This is a genomic window from Pantoea sp. ICBG 828, from assembly GCF_002928355.1.
GTDB lineage: Bacteria > Pseudomonadota > Gammaproteobacteria > Enterobacterales > Enterobacteriaceae > Pantoea > Pantoea dispersa.
The window spans coordinates 40003-57198 of record NZ_POWN01000006.1 but is presented as its reverse complement, the minus strand read 5'-3'; the positions used below and the strand labels follow the sequence as shown (position 1 = coordinate 57198).

General features: G+C 57.8%; 14 protein-coding genes, 1 tRNA gene and 2 pseudogenes. 5 read left to right on the top strand and 12 right to left on the bottom strand.

The annotated features are described in order from the left end of the window. Nucleotides 1–68 precede the first annotated feature (68 nt). A complete protein-coding gene (dcm, locus tag C1Y43_RS15645; protein ID WP_104188846.1) occupies nucleotides 69–1466 on the top strand; it encodes a DNA (cytosine-5-)-methyltransferase in 1398 nt (465 codons plus the stop codon). A gap of 150 nt (nucleotides 1467–1616) precedes the next feature. Continuing rightward, on the top strand, nucleotides 1617–3206 hold the full coding sequence (locus C1Y43_RS15640) for a methyl-accepting chemotaxis protein (RefSeq protein ID WP_104188845.1): 1590 nt from the start codon (nucleotides 1617–1619) through the stop codon (nucleotides 3204–3206). Nucleotides 3207–3246: 40 nt separating this feature from the next. Here the strand turns inward: C1Y43_RS15640 and C1Y43_RS15635 are convergent, their stop codons facing one another. Together C1Y43_RS15635 and C1Y43_RS15630 are read right to left on the bottom strand one after the other, a co-directional pair. Beyond that, complete coding sequence (locus C1Y43_RS15635) at nucleotides 3247–3492, bottom strand: hypothetical protein (RefSeq protein WP_021509844.1); 246 nt, start codon at nucleotides 3490–3492, stop codon at nucleotides 3247–3249. 70 nt (nucleotides 3493–3562) lie between these two features. Then, on the bottom strand, nucleotides 3563–4267 hold the full coding sequence (locus tag C1Y43_RS15630; RefSeq protein WP_058757381.1) for a phosphohydrolase: 705 nt from the start codon (nucleotides 4265–4267) through the stop codon (nucleotides 3563–3565). Nucleotides 4268–4846: 579 nt separating this feature from the next. On the opposite strand from C1Y43_RS15630, the gene C1Y43_RS15625 reads away from it, so the two are divergent. The 3 genes from C1Y43_RS15625 to C1Y43_RS15615 all read left to right on the top strand — a co-directional run bounded on the left by C1Y43_RS15625 (nucleotide 4847) and on the right by C1Y43_RS15615 (nucleotide 6721). Then, nucleotides 4847–5527 carry a hypothetical protein gene (locus C1Y43_RS15625; RefSeq protein WP_058771148.1) on the top strand — a complete coding sequence of 227 codons (681 nt, stop codon included), beginning with the start codon at nucleotides 4847–4849 and terminating at the stop codon, nucleotides 5525–5527. A gap of 238 nt (nucleotides 5528–5765) precedes the next feature. Next, nucleotides 5766–6542: a DgsA anti-repressor MtfA gene (gene mtfA, locus C1Y43_RS15620; protein WP_058780721.1), complete on the top strand. Its 777-nt coding sequence runs from the start codon at nucleotides 5766–5768 to the stop codon at nucleotides 6540–6542. A gap of 103 nt (nucleotides 6543–6645) precedes the next feature. Continuing rightward, nucleotides 6646–6721: transfer RNA gene (locus C1Y43_RS15615), tRNA-Asn, on the top strand. Between the two features lie 57 nt (nucleotides 6722–6778). On the opposite strand, the gene ybiX is transcribed toward C1Y43_RS15615, so the two are convergent. The 10 genes and pseudogenes from ybiX to C1Y43_RS15570 all read right to left on the bottom strand — a co-directional run bounded on the left by ybiX (nucleotide 6779) and on the right by C1Y43_RS15570 (nucleotide 17186). Continuing rightward, entirely contained in the window at nucleotides 6779–7456 is a 678-nt protein-coding gene (ybiX, locus tag C1Y43_RS15610) for a PKHD-type hydroxylase YbiX (protein WP_058771146.1), read from the bottom strand. A 51-nt stretch (nucleotides 7457–7507) separates the two neighbouring features. Further along, nucleotides 7508–9793 carry a catecholate siderophore receptor Fiu gene (locus tag C1Y43_RS15605; RefSeq protein ID WP_088516807.1) on the bottom strand — a complete coding sequence of 762 codons (2286 nt, stop codon included), beginning with the start codon at nucleotides 9791–9793 and terminating at the stop codon, nucleotides 7508–7510. A gap of 348 nt (nucleotides 9794–10141) precedes the next feature. Next, nucleotides 10142–10309, bottom strand: a complete 168-nt coding sequence (locus tag C1Y43_RS23975; RefSeq protein ID WP_021313248.1) for a hypothetical protein — start codon at nucleotides 10307–10309, stop codon at nucleotides 10142–10144. 288 nt (nucleotides 10310–10597) lie between these two features. Further along, nucleotides 10598–11788 (bottom strand): cytochrome c biogenesis protein/redoxin, encoded by a 1191-nt coding sequence (locus tag C1Y43_RS15600; RefSeq protein ID WP_104188843.1) that lies wholly within the window; start codon nucleotides 11786–11788, stop codon nucleotides 10598–10600. A gap of 136 nt (nucleotides 11789–11924) precedes the next feature. Continuing rightward, a pseudogene (locus C1Y43_RS15595) lies at nucleotides 11925–13234 on the bottom strand (sensor histidine kinase). Beyond that, nucleotides 13231–13967 (bottom strand): annotated as a pseudogene (locus C1Y43_RS15590) (response regulator). The pseudogenes C1Y43_RS15595 and C1Y43_RS15590 overlap by 4 nt, the downstream one beginning before the upstream one ends. A gap of 73 nt (nucleotides 13968–14040) precedes the next feature. Beyond that, complete coding sequence (locus tag C1Y43_RS15585) at nucleotides 14041–15036, bottom strand: alpha/beta fold hydrolase (protein ID WP_058771141.1); 996 nt, start codon at nucleotides 15034–15036, stop codon at nucleotides 14041–14043. 17 nt (nucleotides 15037–15053) lie between these two features. Then, nucleotides 15054–15506, bottom strand: a complete 453-nt coding sequence (locus tag C1Y43_RS15580) for a DUF6130 family protein (RefSeq protein WP_058771140.1) — start codon at nucleotides 15504–15506, stop codon at nucleotides 15054–15056. 236 nt (nucleotides 15507–15742) lie between these two features. Continuing rightward, entirely contained in the window at nucleotides 15743–16489 is a 747-nt protein-coding gene (locus C1Y43_RS15575) for an aspartate/glutamate racemase family protein (protein ID WP_058771139.1), read from the bottom strand. Then, nucleotides 16482–17186: a class I SAM-dependent methyltransferase gene (locus C1Y43_RS15570; protein WP_158252667.1), complete on the bottom strand. Its 705-nt coding sequence runs from the start codon at nucleotides 17184–17186 to the stop codon at nucleotides 16482–16484. The genes C1Y43_RS15575 and C1Y43_RS15570 overlap by 8 nt, the downstream gene beginning before the upstream one ends. Nucleotides 17187–17196 lie beyond the last annotated feature (10 nt).

The window sequence follows — 17196 nt, the reverse complement described above, 5'->3', positions numbered from 1 at the left end:
AGCCATCGTTAATTTCCACGCCGCGCCAGGAGTGGTAGCATAGCCGCTTCACTGTTAAGGAAAAACGCATGCTTGCACTCGATCCCGCCGCGACGGCTTCGCCCTCCCCGCACTCCGCTGATGATGACGCCACCGCGTTACTGCTGCAGGTACTGGATATCTACGCGGCCCGCGATCTGGTGGTCATCCTGAGCGAGGCCGGCGGCCGCGACTGGAGCATTACGCAGCTTAACCGTATTCGCGCGGGAAAAAGTGCCGCGCCCGCGCTGTCAGCGGCGGAGGTCGCCCGTCTGCAGGCGCTGCTGCCGTCGCGACCGGCGCATTATGACAATCCCCGCTTTCAGTTTATCGATCTGTTTGCCGGCATCGGGGGTATTCGCCGCGGCTTTGAGCAGATTGGTGGCCAGTGCGTATTCACCAGCGAGTGGAATAAAGAAGCGGTGCGCACCTATAAAGCCAATCACTACAGCGATCCCGCCCTGCATCAGTTCAACAGTGATATCCGGCTGATTACCCAGCCGGCCGGTTTGCCGGATGAGCAGGCGATTTATCAGCATATCGATAAGACGATTCCCGACCATCAGGTGCTGCTGGCCGGCTTTCCCTGTCAGCCCTTTTCGCTGGCCGGCGTCAGTAAGAAGAATGCGCTGGGTCGCGCGCACGGTTTTGAATGTGAAGCCCAGGGCACGCTGTTTTTTGATGTGGCGCGCATCCTCGCCGCCAAAAAACCGCCGTTTTTCGTGCTGGAGAATGTGAAGAACCTCAAGAGCCATGATAAAGGCCGCACCTTTGCCATTATTATGGCCACGCTGGATGAGCTGGGTTACGACGTCGCTGACGCGGCTGACGACTCATCGCCGGATGCCAAAGTTGTCGATGCGCGTCACTTCCTGCCACAGCACCGCGAGCGCATCGTGCTGGTGGGGATCCGGCGCGATACCGGCCTGAGCGAGGGTTTTTCGCTGCGCGCGCTGGCGGCGCTCTATCCGCCTGAAGTTCCGCCGCTGCACAGCCTGCTGGAGCCGCAGCCGGCGGCAAAATATACCCTGTCGCCCACGCTGTGGCACTATCTCTACCAGTATGCGAAGAAGCATAAAGCCAAAGGCAACGGTTTTGGCTTTGGCCTCAACGATCCGCGCAATCCGCACTGCTGCGTGCGCACGCTGTCAGCGCGCTACTATAAAGACGGGTCGGAAATCCTGATCGATCGCGGCTGGGATCACGCGCTGGGCGAACAGGATTTTCAGCAGGCCGCGAACATGGCGCGCCGCCCGCGCCGCCTGACGCCGCGTGAATGTGCCCGCCTGATGGGCTTTGAAGCGCCGGGCGAAGCGCGCTTCCGCATTCCGGTCTCCGACACACAAGCCTACAAACAGTTTGGTAACTCGGTGGTGGTGCCGGTGTTCGCCGCCGTAGCGAAACTGCTGCTGCCGCTGATTGAGCAGCACGCGCGTCAGCGCCGCTGAAAACGCAGCCGCGCTTCACGCCCCGGTTTTCCGCCCCGCAATTTGCTTTAGTAACGCGCGATGTGCTGTTTTGCTGCACATCGCGCGCACTGTCACCGGACTGTCACGCATCAAACCAATACTGCGTTTTATTTTTTGCGGAGCTGTTTGATGTCTCTCCTGTCTGTAATTTCCCTGCGGCTGCGACCTCGTTTTACCCTGCGTCTGCCCGTCTGGCTCTCCAGCCTGCGCAGCCAGTTCATGCTGTTTATTGTACTGTTTTGTCTGCTGCAGTTTGCCGGGGTGCTGTTGCTCAACCAGCACGTGAATCAGACGCAACACTCATTGCAGCAGGCCAGCCAGCTGCGCGAACGGCTGGCCCTGCTGGATAAAGCACGCATTGAGCTACTCACCGCCAGCGACAACAGCCATCGTGCCGGTATTTATCTGATGCAGGACCAGCAGAGCGGTTCGGTCGACAGCTGGAAAAGCCTGGCGGCGGCGGCCACTACCTCATTGCAGCAGGCGCAGCAGCTGTTTGCTGCCTATCAGGCGAAAAACGATAGCCCGCTGGCACAGGGATTCGTGCTGCTGGCTGGCGGGCTGCAGGAGCAGCTGAAAGGGCTGGCAGCCAATGATATCAACGCATTTTTTATGGTGCCGATGCAGGCTTTCCAGCAGCAGTTCAACGATGCCTGGTTTAGCGAAATCGAACAGGCCAATCAGCAGCTCGGCAGCGTCAACCAGCATTCGCTCAGCACGCTCAAGCAGAGCCGCAATCTGGCGCTGGCGATCGCCGCGTTATTGATGGCGCTGCTGCTGCTGGCCGCCGCGCTGCTGATGCGCGGCGTGTTGCTGCCGCTGCGTCACGCCAACGCCCAGCTGGCACAAATCGCGAAGGGCGATCTGGTCGCCAGCCCGGCGCCGACGCGTCGTCAGTCGCTGGAAACGCGCCAGCTGCTCCTGTCCATCGATACCATGCGTCAGGGTTTGCAGCAGATCGTCAGCGACATTACGACGGTAGCAACCCGGGTGGCGGCCGGCGCTGACGAGATGCAGCAGCATAATCAGCAGGTGATGCAGCAGCATCAGGCGAAAAATGCCAGCTTCCATCATCTGTCGCAGCGGCTGCATCGCGTGTCAGAAGAGGTGGAAAAAGGTGCACACTTCTCGCAACAGGCGACGCACGACGCGCAGTCCGCGGATGCGCTGATGCGTCACTGCGCCCATGAAGTCGACAATATGGAACACCAGATGCAGCAGATCGTCGCGGCCGCCGGCGATATCGCTGGCATCGTCGGCATGCTGGACAGCCTGTCGATGCAGACGCGTCTGCTGTCGCTTAATGCGGCGATAGAGTCTGCGCATGCTGGCGCTTACGGGCGCAGTTTTTCGGTCGTCGCCAAAGAGATGGGATTGCTGTCGCAGCAGAGCGGCGCATCCACGCGGCAGATCGACGGTTTAATCCAGCACACGCAGCAGCACGTGCAGGATGGCTTTGCGAAGGTGCAGGCGCTGGAAGTGCTGTTTGCGCGGATTGGCCAGGCGGTATCAGGCGTGGTCAGCCAGCTGAATGAGCTGCAGGATAACAGTACGGCGCAGAGCCATCGCGTGAGCAAAATTGCCCGGGAAGTGGTGGAAATGAGTCTTCAGCTCCAGCAAAACGAAGCCCTGACTGATCAGCAGGTGCAGGCAGCGGCGCAGCTGAGTGAACTTTCAGCGCGACTGACGCAGCGCGCGCAGCAGTTCCGCGTTAGCTAAGGCGCAGAAAGAAAAAACCCGTCAGCGACGGGTTTTCGTATTATTTCTTTTTCTTACTTTTCTTCAGCAGTGCACGCACCTGCTTCAGCTCGGCGGCGCTCAGTTGATCGCCCGCCTCTTCAGTATGCAGGCTGTCGACGGCCGGTGGCTCAACGGCATCTAAACTGGCCTGCAGGCGGTTAACGATCTCCTGGCTCATGGAGATTTGGTTATCAGCGGCTAACTGTTTAATGTGCTCTTTCAGCGCCGGGTCAATTTTAATGGTTAAGTTAACGGTCTCGGTCATCTTCACACTCCCTCTTGATTTACAACAACGTAGCGGAAGCAGATGAAAGTTAACAGACTGTCATAAAAATTTAATATTGTGCCGGTATGGGACTGAAATCGCGTAACACGGACTCATCAATATCGGTCAGATTCCCCTGCAGTTCGGCGCACAGCTTCGCCATATAGCGGACGAGAAAATCGGCGTTGTGTTCCGCCAGCAGACGGCCGGTTTCCGTCTGCATGGTCTGCGGCAGGCTCAGCAGTTTCTTCTGGAAATGATCCAGCGTCCACTTTACGTCATCCAGTTCACGGTCTTTACCCAGCGGATCGTCGCTGTCGAACAACGGCCGTCCCAGCGCACCTGCGGTATAGAAAACGCGCGCAAGGCCAATCGCGCCTAATGATTCGAGACGATCGGCGTCCTGAACGATCTTCGCTTCTAACGTTTTTGGCGTAATGCGGGCGCTGAAACTGTGGGCCTGCACCGCATGCGCCACGCTGTCCAGCAGCGCTGAGGGGAAGTCCGGAAAATCCTGTTGCAGAATGCGGCGCGTCTCTTCCGCCGCGTAAGTCGAAGCCAGATGGCGCTCCGGATGGTTTTTCGGCAGGTTCACCACATCGTGGAAATAGCAGGCGGTCAGCACCACCAGCGGATCGGCATTGGTGTTTTGCATAATGCGGGCCGCGCTCATCCAGACGCGGCGCAGGTGCGCGATATCATGGGCTTTATCATCGTGCAGCCAGTTCAGCTGCAGCCAGCTTTCGTAACGGTGTTGCCAATGGGTCAGTGACATCGTGCTTCTCCTGTTATTGCTATTATTTCGCACCGGGTACGGCTTACGCCCATCATAGCGGCCCGGTGATGACACTTTCTTTACACCCTTCCCGGATGTCCAGCGCAAAAAAATGCGATCCCGATCATGTTATAGCGCTGTTAAAGCCGCTTGCCCAGTCGCGATACGGTTTTCAGTATTTCCTTAACCTGTTTTAGTTAAGCCACTCTGTTTAATTTCGGTGATGCATTTCCCGCTGGGTGAATTTTCAGCATTGCCAAAGGTCCAGTTTAGCCTGTCGCAACCCCAGCATTAAAACGTCCATTTGCATAGCGACATAATCTGAAAAGATTCCCATTGCGACCGTTATAACGTACTGTATAGGGGAAATTTACGGCTCTCACCTGTACCCGGAGCCTTCGTCAGCACACTGTTTGCTTATGAGCCATTTTTAATACCGGAAGCGGCAGTTATTGCCCGATAATAAGGCGACAAATTATTAAGCAAATTGATTCAAACCCATTATGCTAATGCTCTCATCCGAGGATACGGATGTTTCGTCGAAGTTCTCCGGGTACGTGATACAACATGAGGTACATAATGAAAGAACGGCCGATTCTTTTTTCCGAACAGCGGGTGCGCGCCCTGCTGGTTGGCCAGCAAACTCAGACCCGGCGCATTATGAAAACTCAGGCGTTTGGCCCGGGACAGGATCATCATGAAGGCGTGCACGCGTTTGATGTCAGCGCTAATCATCTGCATGGCTATAAGCTGATGTCGATGGCGGACATTGGCGCCCAGTGCCCGTTTGGCCAGGTCGGCGATCGCCTGTGGGTGCGTGAAACCTGGCGGGGTCCGATTGTGCCTGAAGCGCAGCTGGCGGAATACGAGCGCGATCCGCTGCCGTTCCGCAATCCGGCATTTTGCCAGTATCGCGCCGACAGCCATGAACTTGGACAACAGGAAGAAAATCAGCAGGTCGCCGAGCAGTTTGGCTGGCAGACCGCCATCCATATGCCGCGCTGGGCCAGCCGCATCGATCTGGAAATCACGGCGGTACGCGCGGAGAAAATTCAGGACATCAGCGAAGATGACATCATGGCGGAAGGCGTGCAGACCGATTCGCACTTCCTCAATAATTTCTTCACGATGAACATGAATTCCGAATCGCCGAAAGAAGCTTACCGCAAGGCGTGGCAAAAGCAGTACGGCGCCACCAGCTGGGAGGTGAATCCCTGGGTTTGGGTCATCGCATTCCAGCGTGTGGAGCGTGAAGGCTAAGCGTTTGCCCTCTTCCGCACGGAAGAGGGCGTCGTCTTTTGCGCGATTCAGTGAGTCACCAGCCCTTGCCTCCTCACCGGCGGCACTGCGCCCCCCCTTTCCCACCTTGCCAGTTTGCAATCCCTGTCACAGACAAATCCGCCGCTAACAGGTTGAATAAGCGGCTTTGATTCCACGCTGGCAATTTATCGTTTGCCGCGTCAGGATATGATTTCCGCCCTGCAGAGTGAGTGACGCAATGATCAAATGGCCGTGGCGTGCACAAAAAGATGCTGCCGTGACTGCCCTGCCCTGGCAACAGGCGCTGGGGCAGCCGATCTTTTCTCTGCTGAGCAGCGACGAACAGCAGGCGCTGGTGGCGCTGGCGCAACGCTTCCTGCTGCAGAAAAAAATCACCCCGCTGCAGGGTCTGGAACTCAGCGAACTGCGCCTGACTCGCCTGTCGTTGCTGTTTTGCCTGCCGGTATTGAAGCTGGGTCTGGAATGGCTCGACGGCTTCCACGAAGTGCTGATCTACCCGGAGCCGTTCAGCGTTGACGATCGCTGGGAGGACGACAGCGGCCTGGTGCACCACGCGCCGGCCGTGCATGCCGGCCAGAGCTGGACGCAGGGACCGGTGGTGCTGAACGCGCTGGACATCCAGGACTCATACGATCTCTCTGGTTACAACCTGGTGATCCACGAAGTGGCGCACAAGCTCGACGCGCGCGGCAGCGGTTACACCAGCGGCATCCCGGCCATCGCGCTGCGCGATGTGGCCAGCTGGGAAAAAGATTTACTGCAGGCGATGGCCGAGATTGAAGCGGAAGTAGAGCTGGTGGGTGAACAGGCCGCGACCCTCGATCCCTATGCCGCCAGCGATCCGGCGGAATGTTTTGCCGTGCTGTCGGAGTACTTTTTCAGCGCTCCCGACCTGCTCGCCAGCCGTTTTCCGGCCATGTATCGCCACCTGCAGCAGTTTTACCATCAGGATCCGCTGGCGCGTCTGGCGCAGCAGGCACCGGAATCTGCTTAAATCACGATCGCTTTGCCGCTTTGCTAGCCAGTTGAATACAAATGTGTTTTTAGCGGTTGACACCCACAGGGGCTGCCATTAATATTCGCCTCGTTCCAACGATTCCTCTGTAGTTCAGTCGGTAGAACGGCGGACTGTTAATCCGTATGTCACTGGTTCGAGTCCAGTCAGAGGAGCCAGATTTAAAGAAGCCCGCTCAGGGAAACCTGAGCGGGCTTTTTGTTGTTGCGTGACGGCTAAACTTCCGTCCAGCCGCGCAGCAGGTTGTGGTACATATTCAGCAGCGACAGCAGTTCTTCGCTGTCACCGTGGCGCGCTTTCAGGCTTTGAATGTTGCGGTCCAGTTCAAACAGCATCGCGCGTTGCTTATCATCGCGCACCATCGACTGAATCCATAAAAACGAGGCGACCCGCGCGCCGCGCGTGACCGGCGTGACGCAGTGCAGGCTGCTGGAGGGATAAAGCACCAGGTCGCCCGCCGGCAGTTTTACGCGGTGCTGACCGTAAGTATCCTCGATCACCAGTTCCCCGCCCTCGTAGCTGTCGGGTTCACACAGAAATAGCGTGGCGGAGAGATCGGTACGCATCCAGCCGGCCGCGCCATTGTGGCGCACCGCACCGTCAACGTGAAAACCGTAGGTTTCCCCCTGCTGATACCGGTTGAACAGCGGCGCAGAAAGCGTGCGCGGCAGCGCGGCGGCAAAGAATAGCGGATGGCTATTCAGTGCCTGAAGCACTGCAGCCTGCAGCCGATCGTAAAGTGGCGTGCCGGTGTCAATCTGCTGGTTATTTTTTACGGTCGCGCCCTGGCTGCCGACCGTCGCCCGTCCGTCAACCCAGTCAGCCTGCTGCAGCTGTGCGGTAAAGTGCGCCAGCTGTTCAGCGTTAAGCACGGCAGGAATGTGATACATCATCGCGTAGTTCTCGCCATTAAGCGTGGAGCGCGAACGCCCCACGGTTGACCATCAGAAATGCACGTTAGCCGTCAACAGGAAGGTACGCGGCTCGCCCGGATGATAGCGGTAGCCACTCTTGTTGATCGATGCCACATAGTTGGTATCAAACAGGTTATACACGTTGAGCTGCAGGTCGAGGTTATTGTTGACCTTATACCCAAGCTTCGCGTCAGCCACCCAGTAGCCTTCGGTGTGATCCGGCGTGCCCACGGCCCCATCGCTGCCGCGACGCAGGCTGCCAACGTAACGTGCGCCCGCGCCCACCGACAACGCATCAGTGGCCTGATAGTTGGTCCACAGCGTAAAGGCGTGCTTCGGCGTATAGGCCAGCGCGGATGAGCCATCCTGCGCCACGCTGGCACCTTCACGCACCGACGCGTGCTGCATGGTGTAACCGGCAATGATTTCCCAGTCTGGCGTTATGTTGCCGGTTGCTGAGAGTTCATAGCCTTCCACGCGCTTCTTGCCGGTTTGCGAGTAAGTGCCGTCATCATTGGCATCGACCTCATTTTCGATGTCGGTGCGGAACAGTGCGGCGTTCAGCAGCAGCCGCTTGTCCAGCACCTGCCACTTGGTGCCCACTTCGCTGGATTTGGCCTTCTGCGGTTTAAAATCAGTACGGTTGGCGCTGTTGCCGCTGCCACCCGCCGCCAGCGCGAAGCTGCTGCCACCCGGTGGCTGCTGGGAGATGGCGTAATTCACATACAGGTTGCCCTGTTCGGTCAGACGATAGAGCGCCCCCGCTTTCCAGTTCACCAGATTGCCGGATTTCGCCGTGTCCACCGTGGTCACCGGCGTATTACGCGCCACGCCCGCCGGACAAGCCAGCGCGCCGCGTCCGGTGCCGCCACAGGCCGTCGCGCTGTCGTACTCGGTGTGATAGTTGTCGAGACGAATGCCGCCGTTCAGCTCAAAGTCAGAGGTAATCGCCAGCGTATCAAATGCATAGATGCCAAACGTGTCAGTCTGCCCGTTAGCGTTCGCACCGTTGCGGTCCAGACCGCCAATCGAAATGCTGCTGATGGGATGGTAGATATTCACCGCAGGCGGGGTCAGCGCGTTGACGCCATAGGTGGTCTGGTTTTCACGCGTGAACTCTACCCCGGCACTCACATCATGCCCGACGGAACCGGTGGCAAATTTCGAGGTGATATTGGTCTGGTTGGTGAGAATACGGTTGCTGATATCTTTAGTGTTTGCCAGGCGCGACCAGCGCCAGCTGCCAACATCGTTCGGGTTGGGTGCAGTAATGTTACTGGCTCCGCCCATCACCGCCGTCAGCAGATACTCCTGCTTCACCCGCGACCAGCGCGTGGTGTTGCGCAGCGTGGTGTTATCGCTCAAATCGTGTTCAAAGCGCAGCGTGGCACTGTCGGTGGTCGACTTGTCGAAATCAGAATCGGTGCCGTAGTAGTTGCTGGTGGCGACCTTGCCGGAATTGTTCAGCGCAGCATACGCGGCAGACGGTGCCGAATAGCCTGGCAGGCCAACGGTCGGAATACCGCCGTCCGGTGTGTTGTTCTGGTGGACGTGTAAATAGTTGACGTACAGCCGCGTTGCGGTGTCCAGCCCCAGCGCCAGCGAAGGCGCGACGCCATATCGCTCGTTCTGGATGTTGTCGCGCGCCGCATCATGGGTTTTCTCACCCATCAGGTTAAGGCGAAACGCCGCATTGTCGTTGATTGCCTGGTTGTAATCGAGCGTGCCGCGGCGCATCCACGCGCTGCCGGCGCTGACTGACGCGTCAAGCCCGGTATCCAGCCGCGGTTGTTTGCTGATCATATTGATCGAGCCGGATGGCGCGCTGCGACCATAATCGGTGCCGGAAGGCCCTTTGATCACCTCCACCTGCTGCGTGTTGAAGGTGTCACGCGTGACGCTGGCGATGTCGCGAATGCCATCAACGTAAATGCTGTTGGAGGTATCGACACCGCGCATGTACACCGCATCGCCGGTGGTTGAGCTGCCGTTTTCCCCGGCATAAAACGCCCCGACGCCCGGCACGTTTTTCAGCGCGTCGGTCAGATTGGTGACGCCCTGATCTTTAATAACCTGATCCGGAATCACCGTCATGGTGCGGGTGGTATCCACCAGCGGACGGGTAAATTTGGGATCGGCCGAGGCATTTGGCGCGTACAGCGACGGCGTGCGCGCTTCAACCACCAGCGTATCATCAGATTTTTTGCCGGAGTTATCGGCCCCCAGCGCCGCAGCCGGCGAAATACCAATACAAAGCCCGGTGAACAGGGTCAGCGAATTGAAGCTACCAAACGGCAGCTGGCGATTTTTATCCATGTTAAAAGGTGAGTTTCTTATCGTTATTAACGCACTCATTGTCTTAACCGCACCTGCCATTCAGGCATAGCACTGAATCAACACGGTTTTCCCAGACAACACCTAAATGATAACGCCAATGGTTATCATTTACCTTTATATTCTTACACGCGCGCTGCCGCTTGGGAATACTTTTCTTTACGTTAAAATTACGAAATCAATACAATTGAACAAACCGGCGGGAGGTTACGGCAATTTTTTCATCAGGCGGGTAAACAGCATAAAAAAACCCGCTCGGCGTGAGCGGGTTTTTAGTCTGGCGTGCACAGTTCATTCCAGTAGCAATAGCGCATGCGCTGGTGGCGGCGGTTATCGTTCATAGTAGCGATACACGGAAGGATGAAACTCCACGCCGTACAGCTGGCTGATCGGGATCAGCAGATCGATATGCTCACCGGGGTCGAATTCGCGCCCGTCAGGGGTGGCGGCTTTGCTGGCTGCCAGACGCGCCAGCCACTGCTGCAGGATCTTCTTCATTGTCAGCTTCTCCAAAAAAGGTTAACGCTGACAGTAAACCCCAGCCTGGACGCGGAACCAAACGACAAGTTATGCGTAGGATTACTGCATTTTGCATATCGGGGTGATAAGGGTGGCTGCGCCATGACGGTCACTCTGCAGGGTGACCTTACGGGCTGGGAGGTCCCCGGCAATGCCGCACGCTGTTTACCTGATAGTCCCTGTGAAACCCCCGGCTTTCAACGTCATCCCCCGCGAACCACAACCTAAATGAGAAGCAGTGGCGGCCCGGGCGGGCCGCCTGAGCTGTCATGCACGCGCCTCTTTCAGCAACTGCTGAATCACCCTCTCCTGCTCTTCATAGTTGCCTTCACCAAACGCGGTGTAGCGCAGCTGTCCGTGTGCATCAAAGATGTAGTGCGCGGGCCAGTACTGATTACCAAAACGGTTCCAGATGCTGTAGTGGTTATCCGCCACTACGGTGTAGGGCAGCTGCCAGCGCGTAATCGCGCGCTTCAGCGCCTTTTCATCCCGCTCCCACGGGTACTCCGGCGTGTGCACCCCCACAACGACCAGCCCGTCACGTTGGTACTTACTGGCCCAGTCGCGCACGTATGGCAGCGTATGCTGGCAGTTAATGCAATCCCAGGTCCAGAAATCGACCAGTACCACTTTGCCCTTTAACGTGGCAGGCGTCACCGGCGCCCCGTTCAGCCACGCTGTGCCCCCCTCCAGCGACGGCAACGCGCTGCTGGTTTGCGGCTGGCTAACCGGCTCCAGGCGTACTTTGGGTGCCGGCGTGGTCAGCCACTGGCTCAGCTGCTGCTCCAGGTTCAGGGCAAAAGCGGGCGCTGCCTGCAGCTGGCTCTGTGAGCCGGTAACAATCACGCCCACCGAGGCGAGCATCAGCACGCCCGCCGCCTGACGCAGCCGCGCACTCATCGCCAGCCCCGGACGCAGTCGCGCCACCAGCGATCGTCCGGCGAAATAGAGCAGCGCCAGCATCAGCGCGGCACCGCTGCCATACGCCAGCAGCAACACGCCAACCGACAGGGGATGATCGCCCACGACGGCCAGGCTGAGGATCGCGCCCAGCACCGGTCCGGCACAGGGCGACCACAGCAGACCGGTTGCCAGGCCCGCCAGCAGCGCGGCGAGCACCCCGCTTCGCCGCTGGCTGGCATCGTTGAGGCGATTACCCAGCGCGACAAACGGCCGGGTAACGCGTTGGGCGATGCGCGTGGAGATTAACGTCAGTGCGACTATCGCCAGGAACAACAGCGCCAGGTCGCGACCAATGCTGGTGACCTGACTGACCCAGTGGCTGGTAAGCGATACCAGCAGCGCCACCAGCGTGAACATCAGGACCATGCCGCTCAGCAGCGCCAGCAGCTGTCCGCGACGGCCGCGTACGCTGGCAAATACAAAAGGAATAATCGGTAAGGTACAGGGGCTGAGCAGCGTCAGCATCCCGGCAAGAAAAGCGATAAGCAGTGTCATAAAGAACCTCATACGGTGGATAAACGTCTGCGCGTCCGGTAGTACGTCTATTACATCCACCGCATGTGTTCAGGCTGTGTCGGGGAAACGCCGTTTTGTCGGGTTATGTGTGTAGCGGGCAGGCAGATACATCAGGTTACATATCCTGCTGCTGCAGGATGATGCACGCTTCCAGCCCGCCAGCTGCCCGGTTACGCAACTGCAGGCTACCCGCCATCTGGCTCACCAGCTGGGTGGCGATCGCCAGGCCGAGCCCGGTCCCGCCGGTGTGGCGATTGCGCGAACTCTCCACGCGGTAGAAGGGCTCCAGCACCGCCTGTAACGCCTCCTCCGGGATGCCGGGCCCGTTATCACGCACCCGAATCTCCACGCTGTCACCCTGGGGTGAACAGAGTTCAACCTCCGCTTCGCCGCCAAACTTGAGCGCATTATCTATCAGGTTGGTCATGATGCGCCGGAGTGCCTGCGGCCGCACGGCGAAGGTGTCATGACCTGTGCACGGCACAAAGTTCACCGCTTTACCGACATCCTGATAGTCACAGACTACGCTATCCAGCAGCGCGTTGAGGCTGACGCTCTGGCGCTTCTCCTCCAGCACTTCCGATGAGCGTGCATAAGCGATGCCCTCGCGCACCAGGCGGCTCATGTTATCGAGATCGCTCAGCAGTTTTCGCGCAGCTCAGGCTGCTCCGCCATCTCCACCCGCAGCTTCATGCGCGTGATCGGGGTTTGCAGATCGTGGGAGATGGCCGCGAGGATTTGCGCACGCGCTTTGAGGTGATCCTGAATCCGCAGCTGCATAGCGTTAAACGCACGCGCCGCCTGCTGCACTTCATCCGGGCCGTTCTCTGCCATCAGCTGTGCGTGGCTGGCGGCCGGTTTGAGCGCATCCACCGCCTGGGTAAAGCGCACAAACGGCCGCACCACCTGCCGCACCGCCAGCCATGCGCAGCACAGCAGCAGCAGGAGCTGCCCCATCAGCACCAGCGGCAGCCAGCGCGCAATCGCCGGCATGCGCGGCCAGAGATCGAGCGTGAGCGGCGCGCCGTCATGCAGCGTCAGATGCACCTGAATATGCTCCCGCGGCCCCGGAATCGCATGAATGCTCATCTGATAGCGCCCGCCAAGCGTCTCCTGCAGTGAGCGTACCGCGTCGCGCGTGCGCCAGCTGGAGGGATACGGCCCCGCTTCGCCCGGCGACAGACTGTAGCGATAGTTGCCGCGCGCCAGCTTCGCCAGCCAGCCCGGACGCTCGTCCGCCGGCAGGCGATCGAGGATTGCCACGCTGGTCGCCACATCGTACTCCAGGTTGCCCAGCATCACGCTTTTAGCGCTGCTCATGCGTTCAATCAGCAGGCTTGCCAGCGTGAGAGTATTTGCCAGCAGCAGCCCGCCCAACACGATAATCAGCAGGCGTGACAGCAGCGATCGCGGCCATAGCCTCATTGATGCGCCTCTTTGATCACCACCGTGCTCGCCAGTACGTAACCTTCGCTGCGTACCGTTTTGATGTAGGCCGGTTCACGGGCATCTTCGCGTAACCGCTGGCGCAGCCGGCTAACCAGCAGATCGAGCGTTCAAACAGCTCCGCGTCGCGGCCCTGCGTCAGGTTGAGCAGCTGATCGCGATTCAGCACGCGCTGCGGATGGTCGAGAAACACGCGCAGCAGGCGGTACTCTGCGCCACTCAGCGCCACAATCACGCCGTCGCTGTCCAGCAGATGGCGCGCGGAGGTATCCAGCTGCCACTCGCCAAAGGCAATGATGCGGCCGGCCCCGGTAATATGTAAATTCGGCGGCAGCGCCCGGGTACGGCGCAGGATCGCTTTGATGCGCGCCAGCAGCTCACGCGCCACAAAGGGTTTGATCAGGTAATCATCCGCACCCATCTCCAGCCCGAGAATGCGATCGGTCTCTTCGCTGCGGGCAGTAAGCATCAGTACCGGCAGGTTCTGCCGGGGATCGCTGCGCAACTGACGGCACAGCGTCAGGCCATCGTCACCCGGCATCATGATATCCAGCACCACCAGATCCACCAGGCTGCTGCTCAGCACGGCGCGCATTTCGCGGCCATTGGCCGCAGCGGTGGCGCGGTAACCGGACTTAATCAGATAGTCGGTTATCAGTTCGCGGATCTCCCGGTCATCATCCACCACCAGAATGTGATCAACGTGCTCCAAAACAGCCTCCTGTCAGCCACTTATGCAAAAAAGACCGGCACGCGATGGCCGGTCCGGGTCGTGAATTACTCCGCTACAGTGCGGCCGCATCCTCAACGGCTTGCACAAACGCCTGCGGTGCTTCCGCTGGCGGATTGTGTCCGATATTGCCCGTGAAGGTGCGATGCTGGTAGCTGGCGCTGAACCTGGTGCGGTACGTCTCCGGTGCCGGGTGCGGCGCCCCGTTATTATCCCCTTCGATGGTGATAGTGGGGACGCGAATTGCCGGTAATGTGGCTAATGTTTTCTCATAAGCGGCATATTTTTGCTCGCCTTTTTCCAGGCCCAGGCGCCAGCGGTAGTTGCTGATAGTGATCGCCACCTGATCCGGATTATCCAGCGCTTTGGCGCTCTGATTAAAGGTGGCATCACTGAATTTCCAGCCGGGCGATGCCTGCTGCCAGATCAGTTTCGCAAAGTCGTGTGTATGGGCGGCATACCCCTGCTGACCGCGCTCAGTGGCGAAATAGAACTGATACCACCACTGCTGTTCCGCCTGTGGCGGCAGCGGTTTTTTACCCAGCTGCTGGCTACTGATCAGATAGCCGCTGACCGACACCAGCGATTTTACCCGTTCAGGCCATAGCGCCGCGACGATGTCCGCCGTGCGTGCGCCCCAGTCAAAGCCGCCCAGCACGGCCTGCTTGATATTGAGCGCATCCATCAGCGCCACGACGTCCGCTGCGATTGCCGAAGGCTGGCCGTTACGCGGCGTTTTATCCGACAGGAAACGCGTGCTGCCGAAGCCGCGCAGATACGGCACGATCACCCGATACCCTTTTGCCGCCAGCGCCGGTGCCACCTGAGCATAGCTCTGGATATCGTACGGCCAGCCGTGCAGCAAAATCACCGCCTGGCCGTCACGCGGACCGATGTCCACATAGCCTGTGTTCAGTACGCCCGCATTGATCTGCTGAACGTGGCTGAAGTCAGCGGCGTAATCGTGTGAGGCCGGGGAGGCGGCAAACGCGGTGCCTGCCGCCGTGAGAACCAGCGTTGCCAGCAGAGTCTGACGTAACAGTGTTTTCATAATTTATCTCCGGGTCATCAGTGCGGTGCAATCTGTACGGGCACGTTAAAAGTGATGGTTTTGCTGTCGATCGGTTTATGCATGGGATCGGCAAGAATAAGGGTAACCTTGTGGGGCCCGACAGGCAGACCGACCAGAATCACTGGCTCACCGCTGGTGTCCGCCCAGTGCCACGGGTTGTCATCCACGATGACGTGAATGTGGCCGATGCGCGGCGTGATTTTCAGCGCTTCCTGACCAAACACTGGCTCGATGCGCAGGTTTTCTGCCCGGTACTGGATAAACACCGCGCCCTTGCGCAGCGGTCCGGCCAGCGGCGCATCGACAATTAATCGCGCAGGCGGCTGGGGATGATCCAGTGGCGCCACGGCCGCCGGGCCGAGCACGTCAGCAGCGCTCAGTCGCTCCGCCCAGGCGCAGGTCGCAGAGGCGCCCATCAGTAACGTTGAAATAAACAGTCGGGTTAACATCGTGGTATCTCCATGCATTCGGTTGATGCGTACAGAAGACCACGGCGATGTATAGCGGATATGTACAGACTGGCGGGTTATGCAACGGCGTGTGTGCTGTGTGGCGGGAGATACAGTGTGATACAAATTGGTGTTTACCCCGCCCGGGGGAAAATCAAAGCAGGATTTTCACAGGCCCGGGGGCGGGAAAATTAATGAGATAAGTGGCCCTTCGTCGTGGAAATAATTCGTCCGCCTTAATCACGCAGGCGGCGAAATGATATGGCGCGCAAAGCGGCACGCGCGAGAGCTTCGCTCGAATCAATTAACGTCATTTCCTGCCAGATCGCGCTGTGTTTTAACAAACTCAACTCTGTGCAAGCCAGAATAATGTGCGTAGCACCCTGTTGCTTCCAGCTATTTACGGCGTCCGCTAACTGGCGCATTGATAGTTCAGACACGCTTTTTGTGGCTTTTATCTCGTTAATACAGCGTGTCACTAGCTGTTGGGTGGATGCAGCTACATTGACGATCTCGGCGTGCTGTTGCGTAAGCGCATCCTGATACAGCCTGCTCTGGTACAACATTTGCGAACCGAGCACAACGACCCGCTTGCCCTGAGGCGCAATATGCTCAAGTGTGGCATCAATAATATTAATAACCGGAATAGCTACGTCCTTGCTCCAGCGCGACCAAAGGAGGTGAGCGGTATTACAAGGCACAACGGCAACCGTCGCACCCGCAGCAGCGAGTTCTGTAATAGTTGCGTGGATCCAGGGAGAAGGATCACGTTCACCCAGTTGCAAATGACGCCCGCGGCTGGGGATTTTACTATTATTATCAATAATAAGTCGCGGATATTGCCACTCTTTATCTGCCTGAACCAGGCCATACAGCTGCTGGCAAAAATCCAGTGTTGCCCAGGGGGCTACGCCTACGACGCCTAAAACACCTTCATCTGCCGGCCAGCTAACATCGTCATAGAGAGGTGAGATATTAATCATTTTTTTGCTCAAAGTGATAAAGGCGTAATCGGGTTTCAGGATACTTATTAAGCATATGACCTTCAGGGAACATATTTTCACTCCTGGTTAAGCTGAAACCATGTCGCGCAAATAGGTCTTCGTATTGCTCAGCAGTTCGATATGTAGCCGAATACTCTGCTTGCAGATTCGCAGAATAGCGGTTATTGATTTCGAATCTTTCACCGACACCCGTACCATCACGCAATAATATAGTGCTTTCTGGTTTACTGTAAGCACGCAAATTACCTAACAATTTTTCAGCTTGCTCATCATTAAGGTAGATCATCAGGCCAGATATGAAAATGACATCGTACTGCTCTTGGCTACAATAATTCTCGGCAGATGAAAGAATGAAATCGACATTATCAATATTGCGTTTGCTGGCTTCAAGCTTACCCACTTCAATCATTGCAGCTGAAAACTCTACAGCGGTGATTTTTTTTGCGCCCTCATGCTGAAAACGAAAAGCCCACTGCCCGACCCCGGCGCCGAGATCAAGTACCGTTTTCCCTGTCAGGTCAGGCAACCAGGCAAAAACTTTTTGCATCTCTGTGCGAATTTTAATATCGAGAAACTTTGGATCGTTTTCCAGGTTTGCTAAACTTTCTAACGATAATTTATTGTAATTATCCGCTCGACGATCCCAAAAATTCTTCACTTTTTTTGCATCTAACATTTCATTAAGC